Here is an 18,939-nt window from a genome sequence, read left to right on the forward strand (position 1 = left end):
ACGTATAAAAACAATAAAAATCACCATTTAATTAATGATAAATAGCGATAACCACTCAAAAATTAAAATAGATGCCAAGGACCTGCAGTTGCTTGCGCTGCTGCAAGACAATGGCCGGATGAGTGTCAGCGAGTTAGCGCAGCGCGTTAATCTTTCAGATACTCCTTGTATTCGCCGCATCACTAAGCTGCAGCAAGCTGGCTATATTCGTGGTTACCATGCCCGTTTAAACGCCCAACAACTGGGGTTTCATGTTACCGTCTATGCGCTTGTTAAATTACAGCAAAACTCCGCTCAGGCCGCCGATAACTTCGAAAGCCAGGTAGATGGCTTTTTAGCGGTGCAGGAATGTGCGGTGATCACCGGTGAGTACGATTATTTGCTAAAAATTATTGCCAAAGATCTCGGTGACTACGAACACTTCGTCAAACATACTCTCGGAGGCCTTGCGGAGATTGCTGCCATTGACTCCACCGTGGTTTTAAAACAACGTTTCTCTCGCTGGCAGCTGCCGCTGTAGTTGTATATACAGGGCGCTACCAGCTAGCTGTCAGTACAGTGCTTTGGTATGCTGCTAACTTGGATTAATGGAGTACTCCCATGCGTATCATTATTTTTATGCTGATGTTGATCAGCGGTGTAGGCCACAGCAGCGAAACTTGCCTCGATATAGTCAGCGATGTCGACACCATAATGGCGGCGAAAGAACAAGGCCGCTACCGCTACGCCATTGGTGATGGCCAAGCTGCGGTTGATATCAGCGACAACCCTAGCTTTGCTACCTATTTACGCCGTGCCAATCAGTGGCTAAAGACACACAACCCACGCGCCCACACTCCTTGCCCCGTAAACACAGCCACAGTGCAACTGCTGCAGCAGCAACAACAGCTTCCTGCCAATACTCAGGTGCATCATTTACTCAGCCCGTTTGAGCTGCGTCAGCATAATAATGACAAGGTCGCGTTGCTGTTTCACGGCCTTACCGACTCCCCTTTTAGCTATCATAGCCTCGCGGCCTATTTCTATCGCCAAGGTTTCACCGTGCGGACAGTACTGTTACCAGGCCATGGCAGTGCCGCTGCTCAGCTTCAGGACGCCGAGTTTTCGCAGTGGCAGCAACTTGCTCGCTATGCCATAAACCGTGCCGCTAACGAGTTCGATCAGGTGGTGATTGGCGGCTACTCAACCGGTGCGGCGTTAGCCATGGCCGAGCTTGTAGCCGAGCCTGATAGAGCCAATATCCGCGCCCTTATGCTTTGGTCTCCCGCCAGTGAACCACATAATAAAAATGGCTGGCTAGCAAAGTGGATTGATCGGGTTCCATTCGTAAACTGGATCGATAAAGACGCTGACATAGATTTCGCCAAATATGAAAGCTTTCCTTTCGCTGCCGCAGCCCTAGCCCATCAAGCCATGTCGCGTATTAGTCAAGATGCGCTGACTGAAGCCGAGCTGCCCAATATTCCGATATTTGTTGTTCAAAGCGAGGTCGATACCACCATTGATGCACGCGCGACCTTAAATATGCTCAAGGTATGGCATGACCCACAAAAACGTCCGCAAACTCGGCACGATATGTTGGTGTTTTATGGTCAACAACAAGCTGCCAAAGCATTGTTAGGGGCCGCGTTCGATATTCGTAGTTATTCATGTCAGCGCGGACAGCCTCCTTGTGAGGACGTTATTGATATCTCTCATATTGGTGTGGTCAACGCGCCACAGCACCCGTACTATGGTCGGCAAGGGCTATATCGTAACTGCGGCAGCTATTTAGAGGATGATACCCGCTACCGCCAATGCAAGGTGGGTGAGGTGATCGTCGGTGAGCGCACCGCTGCTAACCTCTCGCAGCAGTGGCCCCTTAAGCGCCTGACCTATAACCCGTTTTATGCGCAGCTAGAGCACGATATGAGCGCGTTTTTAGCTCGGGTCATGCAGTAACATGGCGGCACTGACGCATCGCTTCTTTACGTCGGTCACCGAGGTTGGACAACCCACTTGGCAACGGTTTTTCAGCGCTCACCCTTTTAGCCAATATTCGTTTATTTACGCCCTAGAACAATCCGGGAGTGCCTGCGCACAATCCGGCTGGCAGCCCTACCACCTAGGTTTATACCGAGGTGAGCAACTGCTCGCCCTATGTATAGGCTATATAAAATCTCACTCTTATGGCGAGTATGTATTTGATTGGAGTATTGCCGAGGCCTACCAGCAATACGGCTTTGACTATTACCCTAAATGGCTGAGCGCAATCCCCTTTACGCCCATCACCGGCCCGCGTATCGCTTACCATGATATTGACCCACAGCAAGCGGCTGTCGCCCTCGCCAACGCCCTAGATCACGAAGCCGAACAACAGCAATGGTCGGGATGGCATATCAACTTTTACAATGACGACGTCAGCCAACACTTGGCACATCCCCCTTTACTGAAGCGTCAAACCGTACAGTTTCAGTGGCGCAATAACGGCTATAACAACTTTGAACACTTCTGTAGCGCACTGAAGTCTCGTAAGCGCAAGCAAGTATTAAAAGAGCGAGCACAGATTGCAGCGCAACAGTTGCAAGTACAAGTGCATCCAGGCCGGGAAATTAGCCCCGAGTTAATGCATGCAATGATCCGCTTTTACCAGCAAACTTACCTCAAGCGCTCAGGCCATCTGGGCTATTTAACTGCAGACTTTTTCACCCAGCTACTAACGCTAATGGCTGACCATTTGGTCATTATCAGCGCTTGGCACCAAGACACCATCGTCGCCGCAAGCCTTTATCTGCGCGACCAGCAAACCTTGTACGGTCGATATTGGGGTTGCGATGAGCAATTCCAGCATTTGCACTTCGAACTATGCTATTACCAAGGTATTGAATTGTGTATAAACGAGGGGCTAGCAACCTTTAACAGCGGCGCTCAAGGGGAACATAAAATCGCCCGTGGCTTTGCGCCGACTTTCACCCACTCCTGCCATCGCTTTTGTGACAGCCCATTCACTGCCGCATTAACGGACTTTGTGGCTCGCGAAAGTGCGCAGCTGGACTTGTATAGACAACAATGCTTAGCGCTTAGTCCGTTCAAAGTGCAGTAACTGATTATTCGCAGGCATCGCTACATCATCAATCAAGGTCAGCCCCGCTTGCTTGGCTAAGGCGACCAGCCATTTTTGCTCCCTAATACCACTGCGTGGATCGCGTTGTTTGAGCATGGCATCAAACTGTGCATTGCTGGCACTGGTGAACTGACCTTGATACTTAAAAGGCCCGTAAATACATAACTGGCCATGTAATGGCAAGTGCTCACTAACCCCTGCAAAGAACGCCTCAACCAGCGCTTCGCTGACAATATGAAGGGTATTGGCAGTGAACATTCCATCTGGTTGCGATACCGGCCAAGGCTCGCCAATATCGAGAGACAATGGCGGTAACAGGGTGTCACACTGTGCCTCTTGCAGCCATAGCTCGATGCCATCATGGTTAGCAGGTAAGTCGCTGGTTTGCCACAATAAATGCGGCAATCGAGGAGCGAAAAAAGCAGCGTGCTGACCGGTGCCCGAGCCAATCTCAAGCACCTGCTCAGTATTTTTAAAAATACGCTGTAATTGCGCCAATATTGGCGCTTTATTGTTTTCACACGCCTGTGAAAAAGGTTTATTGATACCCATCTTCAGCCAAAGTATGTAGGAAGAAGCTAAACTCAAGGGCTTTCTCTTGCAGGCTTTTGAATCGCCCAGAAGCCCCACCATGACCCGACTCCATGTCGGTTTTAAATAACAATAGATGATTATCGGTTTTGTACTCGCGCATTTTCGCAACCCATTTCATCGGTTCCCAGTACTGCACTTGTGAGTCATGCAGCCCAGTGGTTACCAAAATATGGGGGTAATCTTGCGCCTTGATATTATCGTACGGAGAATAAGCCGCGATGGTTTGATAATCGCCCTCATCGTTGGGGTTACCCCATTCATCATACTCGTTGGTGGTCAGCGGAATGCTCTCATCCAGCATGGTGGTCAGCACATCAAGGAAGGGCACATGACAGCCAATCGCACGATATAAATGCGGAGCTTGGTTAATGACCGCCCCCATCAGTAGGCCACCGGCACTGCCGCCGCTGGCGAACACTTTATCTTCGGCACCATAGCCCTTGGCAACCAGCGCCTCGGTAACATCAATAAAGTCATTGAAGCTATTTTGCTTATGCTTGAGCTTGCCTGCTTCATACCATTGCCGGCCCAGCATCTCTGAGCCACGAATATGCGCAATAGCATAGACGAAGCCAAGATCGAGTAAACTCAGGATGGTGCTAGAAAAGCTTGGATCGATGGTAATGCCATAGGCACCGTAACCGTACTGTAACAACGGATTGCTGCCATCGCCTTTAAATAAATCACGACGGTATACCAGAGAAACAGGCACTTGCTCACCGTCACGCGCAGTGATAAACAAGCGTTCGCTGGCGTAGTCATCGGCATTAAACTCACCCACCACCTGCTGCTGCTTCAACAAGGTTTTCTCACCCGTGACCAAATCAAACTCAAACAAGCTACCCGGCGTTGTTAAGCTCGAATAAAACACCCGCGCCTTGCTCACATTCGGTTCGGGATTCATGGCCACACCGGCAAAGTAACAGGGGTCGGCAAATTGCAGTGGCATCGGCGACCCCGTCGCCATGCCTTGGCGGTGCTGGTACACCACAAAGCCTATCTGTCCTTGCTGGCGTTCGGTGAGCAACCAGTAGTGCTCAAACAGCTCGACACTCTCTAACAGCACATCCTCGCGGTGGGCAACAAGCTCTTGCCATTGCTGTAAGTCGGCTAATTGCGCGGCAGTGGCTTGCATAAAGCGGAAGTTCTTCGCCTGCCAATTGCTGACGATATAAAAGTGTTCACCTAGCTTATCAATATCATACAGGTGCCCTTGGGTGCGCGGCAGTAGCTCCGTTACTGGAGCACACGGGTTATCGGCATCAATAGCGAAGGTATGGCTGGTTTCTGTGGCTTCTAAATCGATAAAGATCAGGCTCTCGTCACGGCTTTTGCCCAGCCCCATGTAAAAGCTGCGGTCATTCTCTTCGTATACCAGCACGTCTTGCTCTTGCGCCGTACCTAAGCGATGACGAAACACCTGATAACCCAGCAGTGTTTGTTCATCTTTACGCACATAAAAAACTGTTTGGTTATCGTTGGCCCAGACTACCTGGCCCTCGGTGTTAGTGAGGGTGTCGCTAAGCAGCTCACCGGTAGCGAGATCCTTAAACGCCACGGTGTAGATACGTCTTCCCGAGGTATCTTCGGCATAGGCAAGAAGCTGCTCATTGGGGCTCACTGCCACCTCACCTAAATCATAGAAGTCATGGCCTTGTGCAAGCTGATTAACATCCAACAGTAGGGTTTTATTATCACCACTAAAACTGGTGGCACGAAAATGTCGGCCGTACTCTTCATCACCACTGACTTCGCTGTGATACCAGTAGGCGCCATCTTTGACCGGCACGGTATTGTCGTCTTTCTTTATGCGCCCTTTGAGCTCGACGAACAGCTGTTGCTGGCGCTGCGCAGTAGACGAAAGCATTTGCTGACAATAACGGTTTTCCGCCTCTAAGTGCGCGAGAACTTCGGGGTTTTCACGCTTATCGTCACGCATCCAATAGTAATCATCTTGGCGCTGCTGACCATGGTGGGAAAGTAAGTGGGGAACCTTTTTGGCGATGGGTGCTTGCACAAATGACCTCAATACACTGAAACTGAGCCGTCAGTGTATCATTTGCTCAACAGGGCGACTATTCCTCTACTTCTTGCCAAGCTGTTTGCCAATTTAAGCCAACGCCTGGTTCGTATTGATCGTGGTTTTTACCACCCAAACGACACAGTTCGGTATACGGCCAAGGCTTGCAACGGTACACCTTACCAGTCGCTAAATGCAGTACTCGGTCACCAGCGCGATAGGACTCGTGGTTAACAGGAAAAATGTGATCATAGCCGGAAGCCATTTCTCCTACCTGATCTTGGCTTTTAGCTACACAGTTATAATTAATGACTACCTCAGTAATGCCACAGCGACTACTTGCATAAATTTCATTACCACGATAGCCAACAATCAATCCTTGCTCGGTCATGCGCCCAGCCTGCATTAAAGGGATATGAGTGTTAATGTATTGCGCCACTTCACGGGACCAATTCTGAGGTTCCCCTTGCTGGTCCGATTCAATATTGATGACAAAACTGAGATCTTTGACTAGCCCTTGGGTGTCGTATACTTCTACTTCAACCACGTCGCCACGAAACAACTGGGTATGGCTACTAAGCGTGCCCACGCTGATCCATTCACTTTCGGGTAAAGACTTCACCATTGCAAACCTCACAATTTGGCTTTCCTAAACAAACCAGGTAGCAACCCAATAAAACTTAATTAAAACTTAAAGGTAACTTAATTTTTAACCAGCTGAAAGATTAATATTCTACTTTCACCCTTTGCCATAGCGCAATAAAGTATTGGTTTATTGAGGCAATATAATACTTTGATACTAAAAAAGGGAAGTCTCCTTCCCTTCTATTAGTTGCTTACGCCTTTGCCGCTTTTGGCCTGCGACTGAATAACTGCCAGAACTTAACAAATGCTCGGCGCACGTCAGCGAGTATCATATATAAGCAAGGTACTAAAATGAGTGTCAGTAACGTTGCGTACATTACCGCAAAGCCTAATGCTACGGCCATAGGGATGACGAATTTAGCTTGTAGGCTGGTTTCGAACATAATGGGTAGGACACCGGCAAAGGTAGTAATCGACGTCAGGGTAATAGCACGAAAACGGGCGCAGCCACCCTCAACCACTGCCCTGGCCGTGCTGTGTCCTTCACGACGCGCTTGGTTGACAAAGTCAGTCATTACCAATGAGTCATTGATAACCACACCGGCGGCGGCGATTAGGCCGAAGAAAGACATGGTACTGAGGTCAAGACCGAACCAAAAATGCCCCCACAATGCCCCTGTTAAGCTGAACGGGATCACCGACATCACAATGAATGGCTGGCTATAACTCTTCAGCGGCACGGCCAAAAGAATATAAACAATGATCATTCCCGCAATGAAAAACAGCATTTGCTCATTTGCCTGCGCTTGCTGCTCTTCAATGGAGCCGCCAAGCTCAGTTTTAACCGAGGGAAAGTCCTCTTTTAGCTGTGGCAGTAGGTCTTCTTTAATGCGTTTAACAACGGCTGTCGGCTCCACCATTTCTTCATCGATGCTGCCATACACATAGACGGTGCGGTAACCACCCTCGCGGCGGATATAGCTCACACCCGGGCGCTCTTGAAGTTCAACCACATCACCTAACATCACTTCTTGACCGCTAGGAGTCATCACTACGGTGTGTTTTAACGATGAGAACGCCTCGCGCGTAAGTTTAGGGTAACGCACCATCACCCGTACTTCTTCACCATTGCGGATCACCCGTTGCGCTTCACCACCATAGAAACTTGCCCCAACTTGATTAGCAATATCTTGCAAATCTAGACCCAAGTCATAGGCCACTGGCTTGAGACTAAGCTGCACTTCCTTGCTTGCTGGGTCGATGGTTGAACTAATATCAAACAATCCCTTTTGCTGTTGCAGCATTGAGATAAACTGACGCCCAGCGGCATTAAGCGTATCGATATCGGAACCAAATAGTAGGTAACCGAATTCGCCGTCCCCTCCCGGGTTACCGTTGACATCATCTTGGATAGTCAGTGATTTAATGCCGGCTATTTCTGGCATAGCTTCGCGCCAACGGCGCGACAGTTCAAAGGCGTTATAAGGGCGAATTTCCTCTTCAACGAGTGGCGCCAATACTGTGGCTTCCGTGCGGCCTTGGTTAAACACCAACAAATCACGCACCATTTTTTGCCCAGCTTGTTGTTCGGTTTCGCGATCAACTTCACGCACCATGGCTTCAATTTTTTGCACCGCTCGGATAGTTTGCATGTCCGAGGCATTATCGTTCATCTCGATATTAATTTGCGGGAAGTCATGCGGCACTTTTGGTGTAGGAACCATGCGCACATGGTTGCTGGCTATAAGTGTAAAACTGAGCACTAACATACCGATGAACCCTAATAGCACCACCCAACGCCACTCGATGCACTTTTCTACCGTGCGTCGGTAAGGGCCATTAACGAAAGCAAAGAATCGAGTGTTAAAGCGTGTTCTGAACCCATCTTTTTTAATAGGTGGGAACTTAGTATGAGCGATGTGCGCAGGTAAAATCAGCTTTGATTCAATCAAGCTAAACGCCAAACACGCCATCACTACCACGGCGATACCGAAGAAGAAGGCTCGTTCAGGACCACTTGATAATGTAAATGGCGCGAATACCGCCATCGTAGTAAGCACCCCAAAGGTCGCCGGTGTGGCGACACGTTTAGCGCCGCGCACCACATTTTCAACGCCACCGCCTTTTCTCTCAATTTCGGTATAGGCACTTTCGCCTATGACAATGGCATCATCCACCACGATTCCAAGTACCATGATAAAGGCGAATAACGATACGATATTGATACTAATGCCAAATAACGGCATGGTCATCAGGGCACCCAAGAAACAGACTGGTAAGCCTACCATCACCCACAGAGCCAATTTAAAACGTAAAAACAAGCTCAACATAATGGCCACCAAAATGGCCCCTTGGAACAAGTTTTTCAGCATCATGTCCAAGCGCGCATTGAGGTAGTAAGTCATATCCATCAAGGGTACAAGACGCACTCCAGAGGGGAGCGACTCATTCTTACTGTCGATATAGGCTTTAACCGATTCGGCCACGGGAATCATATTTTGTTCTTTGGTTGCTTTCACGCTGAGATAAATGGCGTTTTTACCATTGAACTTGAAATAACGCTCACCCTCGGTGAAACCGTCTTTTATTACCGCCACATCTTGCAGTAAGACCTTAGCGCCATTAGCACCGACTTTCACGGGAATAGAGCGGAACTCCTCACCAGAGTATGACTGCGCCTCTACACGCACAGAGATAATGCCGGCATCGGTACGTAATTGACCAGCGGAGAAGTTAGCCGAATAACGTCTTACCGCACTAGCCACATCATTAAGTGTGAGGCTATAACGGCGCAAAGTATCAGGCTTGATTTCAATAGCAATCTCATCGAGTGGCACATCGTTTTGCACCAACGACACATTGCTTAGCTGTAATAACTCATCCTCAATGTTATTGGCTATAGGCTTGAGTTCTGTCAGAGGTAAATCAGCCACCAAAGACATGCCTATGACATCTTGGCGGAACTCTACTTGGCTAATGGTGACAGGCTCCATTCCCGCAGGAAAGGTCGCGATGCCATCAACACGCAGCTTAACTTTATCTAAAACATCGGTGAGCTCAACATCTGGGTCTATCTCTAACTGCGCGCTTCCTGAGTTGCGAAAGGCACGATACACCCCTTTTTCGATTTCAGTTACATCCTTAAGTGACTCTTCAATCTTGATCAGGATGCTTTCTTCAATCTCTTGTGGTGACGCCCCCGGGTAATTAGCCTGAACGGTGATATAGTTGACTTCAACATTGGGAAACATCTGCCGCTGGATGGTCATGTAACTCACGATACCCATAATGATGATGAATAACATCATCAAGTTGGCAGCCACAGGGTTATTGGCAAAGTAAGCGATAATGCCGGTTTGTTTTTGCTGTTGCATTATCGGCTCCTACAGTTGATCCGTCGTCTTGGGGCTATTTTCAGAGCTACTTACAGCTCCGGCAATACGCACTTCCATGCCTTCTTGCGGGTACTCAGGCAAAGTGACAACCACACGGTCGTCAGCATCAAGGCCACCACTGATCAGAAAAAACTCATCTTCTTCACGTACCACTTTGACTTGTCGAGGTTGCAGCAGGTTGTCTTTATTCACCACCCACACCGTCTGGTTATTCACCAGCTCTTGCGGCAGACGGAAAATCTCTTTCAAAGTTTGTCCGGCGAACTGCACTTGCACATAGCTGCCAAACTTCAGCTTAGGCAATTGCCCGTGCATAGCGTAGGGATCGTTAACACGCACCACCAAGTTACTCATACGCGTAGCGCTGTCGACCACGCCTAAATCGCGATCGATCACGGCACTGCGAGTGAAACCGTTTAAACCCTCCCGGATAATGGTGGCCGGCGTGCCAGCAACACGCTGTGGTAAAAAGGCACTGTCAAAACCAGCCACGGGGACAATCACTTCCGCCGTCTCGATATTGTTAAGTTCAGCTACTTGGCTACCCACAGAAACGAACTGTCCTTGGCCTACGTTTCGGCTGATCACTAAGGCATCGTAGGGGGCGCGGACTTCGCAGTTGTCTAAATCACGCTGAGCACGCTTTAACGCTGCTTCTGCTGATTTTACAGCAGCTTTGGCGCTGAGCACCTGGGGTTCACGCAGGAATAATGCTGAACGTTTTACACGCGGCGTACGGGCAGCTTCGTCTTTAGCGACGTCTTGTTGTGCTTGTTCTTCAATTAATGCCGCTTGGGCCCGAGCAAGCTCTGCTTCGGCTTGTAATACCGCCGCTTCATAGTTGTCTTTTTCAATAGTGAACAGCAGCTCGCCACGCTCAACAATACCGCCTGCAACAAAGCGTTCGTTCCAGCTTATCACCTCGCCAGTAACCTGCGCGGCAAGCTGAGTGCTTTCAAGAGGCCGAACCTCACCATATGTGGATAGCAACACTTGATGATCGTTGGCCGCAAGCTGCTCTACCTCAACGACTGGGCGTGTATCAACTTGCTTGGTCTCATCTGGCTTCTTTGCCGACACAATAACAGTGGCTCCAGCAAGCCCCGTTACTAACACGACTCCCAGCGCCACCAACAACTTTTTCAGTACCTTGTGCATACCCACTTACCTTGATAAATCTATACTCACGTTATATTAACAAGTTGCCGTGTATAAGTAAGGTGACATTTGTAAGGAAGTATTACTACTTTGCAGTTTCTTTACACCACGGCACCACCTGTAGCCATGACCAAGAATACGTATCAACGAGATGGAGAGATTAGACGACTTGAATGGGCGACAATAGAGGGCATAAAGTGGGGTATTTTAACGATGAAAAAGGCTGCATACGGGCAGCCTTTTTTACTTCGAACTTATGCCATAGCAGGACGATGACGGTAATATTGAATACAGGCTAATTGCGCTGCATTGGTCAATAAGATCATCACAAAGTTAAGAATATGCGACACGCTGGGCGCCGCCATATAAAGTTCAGCCGTCAGACCAAAGCACCCTGCCAAAAGCTGCAACATAAAATAGCGCGCACTCAAGTTACTAACATCACCACTGCGCAAAGTTTTATAGGTTTGTGGCATAACGCGAATTGAGCTCATAACCAGACCAACATACGTCAGAGCGATAAGCAGACTATCGGCATCAACGTAAGGGCTAGCCAATAAAGAGAACGGCGCCACGCTGAATAGTAGCATGTACAATAATTGCTTACGCTGCTTGGCTGCGGCATCGTAACGAAGAAAATAGTACAAAATAAGGCTACTGAGCATACCGGTCACCACAAAAGGTAAAACCATATAGTAACGCTCAAAAAATAGGTTGAAGGCAATAAAGTAAATACTTTGTGCTACGCCAAAACTCATCATAAGCAAAGAAAGCCCAGAAACACTGCGGTTTTTGCGAACTTTATTTAGCATCGGCATAAAGCTAAAAGCTAAGATAAAAGACGAAATAATGGGCAAATACTCAGTCAAAGCAACCTCTTTTGTTAAACTAATCGTTAAAATAGAAAACAGGCCGTTAATAAACAAATAATTAATGTAAACTCATGATTATTAACAACTTTTTGAAGGCGCGCATTGTATAGATGCTAGCCAACTAAGCAATAGCAATACGGCACTCAACGCATCATGCAAACGTAAAGATATAATTACATTTTCAGCTTATGTTTACGCTTAACGCGTATGGTTGTATTATTTTTGATAATCGTTATTATTTGCATAACCGTCAGAAAGCTCGCTTAGTCCCATGCGTAAAACCCTATTTAAAATTCATAGCTGGTTAGCTCTTGCTGCCATGCTGCCACTACTGTTGATCAGTATCACTGGTGCTATTTTGGTGTTTAAAAGCGAAATAGATGGCTGGCTAATGCCGCAAAAACATTTTGCCGTCGCCAATACTGAGCAGCGGTTGTCGCTTGATACGCTCACCGAGCGCATCGAACAACGTTATCCAGAACACGTTATTGCTGCGTGGGAAGTATTTGATAATGACACTGCAGATAGAGTGTACACAATCAAAAAAGGCACCGAGGATTGGTACAAGTTCCACGTCAATCAATACAGTGGCGAGACACTTTCTGAACCTGTTAGCACCACACATTACATTACCGATTTCTTGGTAGAACTACATTACACCTTTATGCTCAATGACTTGGACTCCTTACCAGGACAAACAGGAACAGTACTGGGGTTTTTCTTCGCACTATTCTTACTGGTGTTAGGGGTTACGGGACTTATCATTTATCGCAAATTTTGGCGTCGTTTGTTCACTTTACGCTGGCGAGCAACGCTGCAAATTGTGCTCAGTGACATTCATAAAATGACGGGGGTTTTTGGCTCTCCCATTCTCATTATTTTGGCGATCACCGGGGGCTACTTTAACTACGCTGTGTGGTATCACGAAGTAATTGAACATGCCGATGAAGAGCACCCTGTGGTGATGAACAAACAACATTCGGCAAACTTATCACTGCAGTCATTAATGGACGACAGTCGCACACAAATTGACAGCTTTAAGCCAACTTTTATCACGTTACCTCATGAGGGAGATGACCATATTACCTTTTGGGGAGAAGTCGACAGCAGCAATCCGCTTTTCAGTGAATACGGTAATATGGTGACTTATAACCGTGACACAGGTGCCCATATGGGCAACTGGGATATCCGTGAGGTAGCATTTGGTTGGCAATTAATCGATAGCTTTCGCAAGTTACACTTTGGCTATTTTGCCGGTCTTGTTAGCAAAGTCATCTGGGCGGTGATCGGTTTAAGCCCAGTTTGGTTGGCGGGCACAGGGTTTTACTTGTGGTATGTGCGAAGACGCCGTAAGAAGGCTTCGAAGCGTAACCGTCGTACACAAACACAACACAAGCGAGCTTATAGCTAGGCAAGAAAGCCATTAGAACCAAGCGCGCTGGTCGGTTTCGATATGAAATAACAGTCGATCGGCCAGCATCCGTGCTTGCTGCTCAGGCATAAATGGCAAGGTGAGGCGCTTTGACGCAAACTGAATACTAATGGTTGCGACCTGTGCTTTGGCCATTAATGCTGTTTGCACCACGCTGACCTGCTGCGCTTTAAAGAGCTCACACACCGTGAGCACACTGCCAATTAGGCCACTGCGATGGATTAAAAACTCCTGCCCTTGATGACTGACTAACTGCCAGCCAAGACGCTTGTATATACAATAATGGGAAAGCGCTAAAGGCAGTATTAACAGCGTCAACGCAATGAACGCCCAATGTAAAAAAGCCGCCAATGAACAACTCACTGTAGCTAATGGCAATGCGGCAAATAAACCGACGCGATGCCAAAAGTAGCGCCGAGATACCGGCTGCAAATCACTGTCATAGTTAGCAAACCAAGGAAACATCGTTGCCATCATCTGGGTCATCTGCGCATGCGTTAACACCGGCAATAACAGCGATTGCTTATCCTGCTGATGTTTCGGGCCGAAGGTAGCCACTTGCGCAAAACTCAGGGTATAACGGCGCAATAATACCGCGACCCAGTTTTGCTTAATGGTCGCGCTTTGCACCTTGGTAAAACGCATGCTGAGTTGCTGGCGCTCTAACAACCCAGCAACTCGACGAAAACGGGCCTGCTCGATAAAAAGTTCAAAATTATAAAACCGTAATAACGCCATGATCACTGAACCACCGACAGTAAGTATCACTGCGGCGATAAGCAAAGTGATCAGGGTTAACTCTTCAGCGTATGCAGCCAAGAGGTCGTGAGCATTGAAAAAGGCATCTAAATTAGCGATCACCACTTGCTCAAATAGTCCATCGACCATATTCACAATAGGCATAAGGGCCGCTAGCGCCAGCAATGCCATATTCGACATTAACCCATATTTAGCCACTTCATGGTTCGGCAATGCTAAATCAGCCGAGGTTACTGCTTGAGTCTCTTGCTCTGTATCAGCCCCCACTTCATCACTGCGCTGCTTCGACGCTAAAATAAAGCGACGTAGTTGCTGCGCATGGGCATTACTCAAAGCGGGTAAGACTATCTCTTTGTCACTGCTACCAGCAGCGTCAAACTGGCAGTTTGTTCTTCCGAGGGGGGCAAAGTAAAAAGGCGTGGCAAGGTTAATATTTTGCACCCGTGTAAAACGTAACGCCAGACGCTCTTTAGTAAACACACCTTTATGAAGCAACACTTGAGCATCGCCTTGCACCCGAAAACGAAATGTTGCGTAATAAGCACAGCCATACGCAACTAATGCCAGCAGCGCGATTCCTCCACCCCATGTTGCCCAAAATATCTTACGTTCAACATTTACAACAAAGAGCACCAAGACCGGCAACATATTTAAGAAGCCATCAGCGATAAGTCGGTAACCGGTATTCACAATGAAATAAAGAATCGCCCATGGGCTCAAGCGCTGCCACTGCTGCGCTGGTTCAGCCGTATTACTGCTATTATTGCTCATCGTTGTGGTACTGCTGTATGACGTCGCGCAGGGCTTGGTTTTGTTGATGATGCAGCCCACTCATGGTTAGATCGGCAGCAAAGCCACCGGCACTAAATAACTGCAAGGTACTTACAGACCAGAGCCGCTCAAGTGGCCCATGATGAATTTCACTGTGCTGAATACGAGCAAAAGGAAGTAGGGTGGTTGTTCGCCAAATAACCCCCCGTTGATACATCACATCATGCTCGCGAATAGCATAGCCGCTATGACGATAAGTAAGGTACTGCCAGAGTATGTGTAGGCATGCATAAGCTGGGAGAACGTAGGGCAACCAAGGCCGCAAAGCGGCAAAATCAAGCGGTCGCAAATAGGCAACAGCGGCTGTAGCAACGAGCAACCCCACTAACCACAATAGCGCCCGTGTTAGGCGGTAGCCTAACGCCGCTCCCGGCAAAGGTTGCAATTGCACGGTTTGGTGCTGTGGCAGGTGCTCAATCTGCTCATTACTAAATGACGAGCCCATAGACCGTTACTAGCCCCAGCGAATAATGGTTGCTAGCGTATGGCTTTGCTGCGCCGCAAGTTCCACTTTATCGTCAAGCACATTTGCGGCCTCTAAACACAGCATTTTGTGGTATTCGTCGTCTGCAAAGTTCGATAACCGCTGAGACTTATCTACCCAGGGGTTCCATAAAACACACGAACGCGAGTTTGCCCGGGCAACCTCAATGGTGCCGTCAGGGGTGCGAATACGCTGCAATGGCTGTGCATCACTGTAGACCATATCGGTTTCACGGCCAAAGTGAACCACTTCTTGTTGCTCAAAGGGCCCTTCACCAAACTCGATGTACTGTGCCCCCTGCAGGCCGTCTACGGATGTTTGCGTAATATCTGGGGTCGGTAAGTAGCTATGCAGTGCTTGTGTTAGTTGCACTGGGCTGTCACCTAAGTTGGTGTTAGTCAACCGTACCTCGAGCTGTTTATCGCTCAGTACATATTCAACCTCTAACTTGGTGTTGTGAGGCCAGTAGGTTTTATCCACCTGCGCCATCGGCAAAGACAAGCTGATGCGAATGGCGTCTTGTTCTTCTTTTACTTCTTCTGCACGCCATAACGATACTCGAGCCACACCATGAATGGGCCATTCGGGATTTTGATGCACTCCAAACCAAGGCCAACAGATGGGGATCCCGCCACGAATACTTTTGCCCTCTTGGTAATCCTCCTCGCTCGATACCCAAATAAGTGGTTTTTGGTTAGCTGGAGCGTATTCGGTCAGTTGTGCGCCTTGAAGAAAAATACGGGCTTGGCACAAGGGTGAATTAACCTGTAAGTATTCTAAACCCGACTCACATCGAGCAATAGTAACACTAGGTGAAAGCTGCATACTTCGTTCCTTCTTAAAAAAGCCAATGCAGCTTCACCATACCCAAATAATCATAATTAAGTAAATATATCGCGAAAATAATTCATCTCGCGGTCATGTTTTTACTTTGCATTTAGGTTTTAAAGCGCCCAACTAGGGCGGCCAATTGTTTCGCAAGCGCATCTAAACGCTGGCCACTGCTGTCTGTTTTAGTCGCCACCTCACTGACTTCATCAGCGGCGGTTTTAATCTCTACAACATTACGATTAATGTCTTCCGCCACGTGCTGCTGTTCCTCTGCAGCCGTCGCTATCTGCGTATTGAGATCACTAATATCCATCACTGAGCGATTAATCTCCACAAACTGCTGTTGCGCCGCATTGGTTTGCTCAACAGTTTGGGTGCTGCGAGCCAAGCTTTGATTCATCTCCCCCGCTACCCTCTCGCTCATCGCCCTGAGTTTATCCAATTGCGTGGCTATTTCTTCTGTCGATTGCGAGGTTCGTTGTGACAGCGCTCGCACCTCATCGGCAACAACGGAAAAGCCGCGTCCATGCTCGCCGGCACGGGCCGCCTCAATTGCGGCATTGAGTGCTAATAAGTTAGTTTGCTCCGCAATGGCGCGAATAACATCCAAAATGGAGGTAATACTTTCGCTCTCTTGTGCAAGCTGGGTAATGTCACTCGCCGCCGAGGTAATCGCCTGCGACAACTCTGTGACACTGGCCACAGCTTCGGTAATGACTTCTTGCCCTTGCTCGGAGGCATCGCGTGTTTGCTGCGCTAAATCGGCAGCATTGGCACAACTTTGCGCCACTTCATTTGCGGTTGCCGCCATTTCGTTAATGGCCGTGGCAGCCATTGCAAGCGCCTGCTGCTGCTGATCAGTATAACCATTTAAGCTACTCGAAAGTGACAGCGAATGTGTTGCAGCCTCATTCACTTCTTTCGCGGTGTCATTTATTTGTGCCACTAACTTGGCAATAGAAGTTAAGAACACATTGAAGTTCGCTGCCAAAGCACCCGTCTCATCCTTCGAGCTTACTTGCAGCCGCTGGGTAAGATCGCCATCGCCTTCGGAGATATCCTCTAAGCCTTTGCTAACAGTAATAATTGGGCCGCTGATGAGCCCTGCTATGGTATTACCTAACAACGCAAATATCCCAGCAAGTACCAGGCAAACGATTATAATCGTCCACGTCATGGCGTTGGCCGCCGCCATCACCTCGCTTTGCGGCACTAAACCAATGAACTTCCAACCTAGCTGTGGCGAGGTATAGAGGTGGGCATAGTAGTCCTCACCGGCCAACGTCACTTCAAAGTCGCCATTACGGCTTTGCGCCAATTCGCTAAAAGCGCCGTTGCTGACTTGGGAAAATTGTTTAAAATTATGCTCCGGATCTTTAGGGTTAACTAATACCGTGCCACTATCTTCTACCAGCATGAGGTAACCCGACTCACCTAAAGTGATTTTTTTAACCATATCGGTGAGTGCCTTTAACGACACATCCATCCCTTGCACGGCCACGACTTGCCCGCCTTCTTTCACCGCTTTTACGGTGGACACGATCACCGTATCATCAGCAGCCCAATAATAAGCATTGGTGCGCACCGTCTCTCCATTGGCATTTGCGCCATGTTGATACCACGGACGTTGGGTCGGGTCGTAGCGAGGGCCGACGGCTGATTGTGGCCACTGAATATAGCCGCCCTCTTGATTGCCCATATACACATAGGCAAGGCCGGGATGGGTTTCGCCAAAATGGCTAAACAACGTAAACGCCTGTCGCTCAATTTGCGAGCCAGCTAGCGCATCAAGTTCGCTGCTGGTGTCACTGTTTTTATACAGAGTGACATCCGTGGTTGCTGCCAACACTTTGGGATGTGAGGCGAGAAAGTCCACATCTTTCACAACCTCGGCAAAAAACGAACTGAGGCCTCTATCAATCTGGATGACTTCGCGATTGGTTAAGTCTTGAAAGTTACTCAGCGCTTGGTCACGCGCTTGATTAATAACAATAACAGCAATGATACCCAGAGGTAGAATAATTGCACTGACAAAGGCCAGTAATAACTTGCTTCTAATACTCATAGTTGTATTGCGCTAGGTAATAATGATTAACTTTAGTTTCAATAGCCTAAACTCGCCACGTTTTTATAAACCTTAAACGTAACGGTTTTTATCAAGGGGGTGTAGTCCGCTTGGTATTTAAAGGTATAATGGCTGCTTTAGTCAGTTGGAGGTTGGAAATGCAAAAGTATGACGAGTTATTAATTGCCCTGCGTAAGGTCATCCGCGCCATTGATCTGCACTCCAAACAACTGAACAAAACCTCCGGCCTCACTGGCCCACAGCTACTAATTATGCATGAAGTGGCACAAACCGACGGCATCACGGCCAGCCGCATTGCCCAAAATGTGAATCTTAGCCCAGCAACAGTCACCAATATTTTAGATAGGCTAGAGAGTCGAGCGCTGGTAAGCCGCGTGCGCAGCCAACTTGATAAACGCCGAGTGAGCTTATATTTGACCGAGCAAGGCAAAGCGCTGCTTGATCAGGCACCACAACCACTTCAAGATCACTTTATCGAGAAGTTCAGCAGCCTCTCTGAATGGGAACAAACTCTGCTACTTTCGTCGATGCAGCGCATCGCCGCAATGATGGACGCAGATAACATAGATGCTTCTCCGCTACTGGAAGTGGGTGCAATTACCCGTCAGGTTGACCCTGGAAAATCAGAATAACTCTAATATTAGTAAACACTTACACATTTCCCCAAAACGGTTCCTCTTGCTACACTAAAGCACGGTTTGGCATAGAGGGGTCGTATCTAGGATGATCCCTTAGCGCCACTGGCCAGTATTTAATCTGGTTAATCAACTTCGAAAAATTCAAATACTT

15 protein-coding genes are annotated in these 18,939 nt (G+C 48.2%); 5 read left to right on the plus strand and 10 right to left on the minus strand.

Going from position 1 to position 18,939, the window contains the following annotated elements; genetic code table 11:
* The first annotated feature begins 34 nt into the window (after window positions 1-34).
* The 3 genes from MHM93_RS07080 (at window position 35) to MHM93_RS07090 (ending at window position 3,082) form a co-directional block, all read left to right on the plus strand.
* A complete protein-coding gene (locus tag MHM93_RS07080) occupies window positions 35-520 on the plus strand; it encodes an Lrp/AsnC family transcriptional regulator (RefSeq protein WP_239448489.1) in 486 nt (161 codons plus the stop codon).
* Window positions 521-600: 80 nt separating this feature from the next.
* A complete protein-coding gene (locus MHM93_RS07085; protein WP_239448490.1) occupies window positions 601-1,941 on the plus strand; it encodes an alpha/beta fold hydrolase in 1,341 nt (446 codons plus the stop codon).
* Window position 1,942: 1 nt separating this feature from the next.
* Window positions 1,943-3,082: a GNAT family N-acetyltransferase gene (locus tag MHM93_RS07090; RefSeq protein WP_239448491.1), complete on the plus strand. Its 1,140-nt coding sequence runs from the start codon at window positions 1,943-1,945 to the stop codon at window positions 3,080-3,082.
* Here the strand turns inward: MHM93_RS07090 and MHM93_RS07095 are convergent.
* The 6 genes from MHM93_RS07095 to MHM93_RS07120 form a co-directional block, all read right to left on the minus strand.
* Complete coding sequence (locus MHM93_RS07095) at window positions 3,053-3,649, minus strand: DUF938 domain-containing protein (RefSeq protein ID WP_239448540.1); 597 nt, start codon at window positions 3,647-3,649, stop codon at window positions 3,053-3,055. The two genes, MHM93_RS07090 and MHM93_RS07095, sit on opposite strands and share 30 nt — an antisense overlap.
* Entirely contained in the window at window positions 3,642-5,714 is a 2,073-nt protein-coding gene (locus tag MHM93_RS07100; protein ID WP_239448492.1) for a S9 family peptidase, read from the minus strand. The genes MHM93_RS07095 and MHM93_RS07100 overlap by 8 nt, the downstream gene beginning before the upstream one ends.
* Before the next feature lie 58 nt (window positions 5,715-5,772).
* Window positions 5,773-6,342 carry a hypothetical protein gene (locus MHM93_RS07105; RefSeq protein WP_022944957.1) on the minus strand — a complete coding sequence of 190 codons (570 nt, stop codon included), beginning with the start codon at window positions 6,340-6,342 and terminating at the stop codon, window positions 5,773-5,775.
* 211 nt (window positions 6,343-6,553) lie between these two features.
* Entirely contained in the window at window positions 6,554-9,676 is a 3,123-nt protein-coding gene (locus tag MHM93_RS07110; RefSeq protein WP_053911053.1) for an efflux RND transporter permease subunit, read from the minus strand.
* Window positions 9,677-9,685: 9 nt separating this feature from the next.
* On the minus strand, window positions 9,686-10,855 hold the full coding sequence (locus MHM93_RS07115) for an efflux RND transporter periplasmic adaptor subunit (RefSeq protein ID WP_239448493.1): 1,170 nt from the start codon (window positions 10,853-10,855) through the stop codon (window positions 9,686-9,688).
* 254 nt (window positions 10,856-11,109) lie between these two features.
* Complete coding sequence (locus tag MHM93_RS07120) at window positions 11,110-11,724, minus strand: PQ-loop domain-containing transporter (RefSeq protein WP_040643146.1); 615 nt, start codon at window positions 11,722-11,724, stop codon at window positions 11,110-11,112.
* A 274-nt stretch (window positions 11,725-11,998) separates the two neighbouring features.
* Here MHM93_RS07120 and MHM93_RS07125 point away from each other — a divergent pair, with 274 nt between their 5' ends.
* A complete protein-coding gene (locus MHM93_RS07125) occupies window positions 11,999-13,138 on the plus strand; it encodes a PepSY-associated TM helix domain-containing protein (protein WP_239448494.1) in 1,140 nt (379 codons plus the stop codon).
* Between the two features lie 12 nt (window positions 13,139-13,150).
* On the opposite strand, the gene MHM93_RS07130 is transcribed toward MHM93_RS07125, so the two are convergent.
* The 4 genes from MHM93_RS07130 to MHM93_RS07145 all read right to left on the minus strand — a co-directional run bounded on the left by MHM93_RS07130 (window position 13,151) and on the right by MHM93_RS07145 (window position 18,129).
* A complete protein-coding gene (locus tag MHM93_RS07130) occupies window positions 13,151-14,689 on the minus strand; it encodes a PH domain-containing protein (RefSeq protein WP_239448495.1) in 1,539 nt (512 codons plus the stop codon).
* Entirely contained in the window at window positions 14,679-15,194 is a 516-nt protein-coding gene (locus MHM93_RS07135; RefSeq protein WP_022944951.1) for a PH domain-containing protein, read from the minus strand. Before MHM93_RS07135 ends, MHM93_RS07130 begins: the two co-directional genes overlap by 11 nt.
* Window positions 15,195-15,203: 9 nt before the next feature.
* Window positions 15,204-16,058, minus strand: a complete 855-nt coding sequence (locus tag MHM93_RS07140; protein WP_239448496.1) for a D-hexose-6-phosphate mutarotase — start codon at window positions 16,056-16,058, stop codon at window positions 15,204-15,206.
* Between the two features lie 112 nt (window positions 16,059-16,170).
* Window positions 16,171-18,129 carry a methyl-accepting chemotaxis protein gene (locus MHM93_RS07145; RefSeq protein ID WP_239448497.1) on the minus strand — a complete coding sequence of 653 codons (1,959 nt, stop codon included), beginning with the start codon at window positions 18,127-18,129 and terminating at the stop codon, window positions 16,171-16,173.
* A 158-nt stretch (window positions 18,130-18,287) separates the two neighbouring features.
* Between MHM93_RS07145 and MHM93_RS07150 the strand changes: the two genes are divergently transcribed.
* Window positions 18,288-18,782 (plus strand): MarR family transcriptional regulator, encoded by a 495-nt coding sequence (locus MHM93_RS07150; RefSeq protein ID WP_022944948.1) that lies wholly within the window; start codon window positions 18,288-18,290, stop codon window positions 18,780-18,782.
* The last annotated feature ends 157 nt before the right edge of the window (window positions 18,783-18,939 follow it).

Source organism: Pseudoalteromonas sp. MM17-2 (assembly GCF_022347945.1).
Lineage (GTDB): Bacteria > Pseudomonadota > Gammaproteobacteria > Enterobacterales > Alteromonadaceae > Pseudoalteromonas > Pseudoalteromonas ruthenica.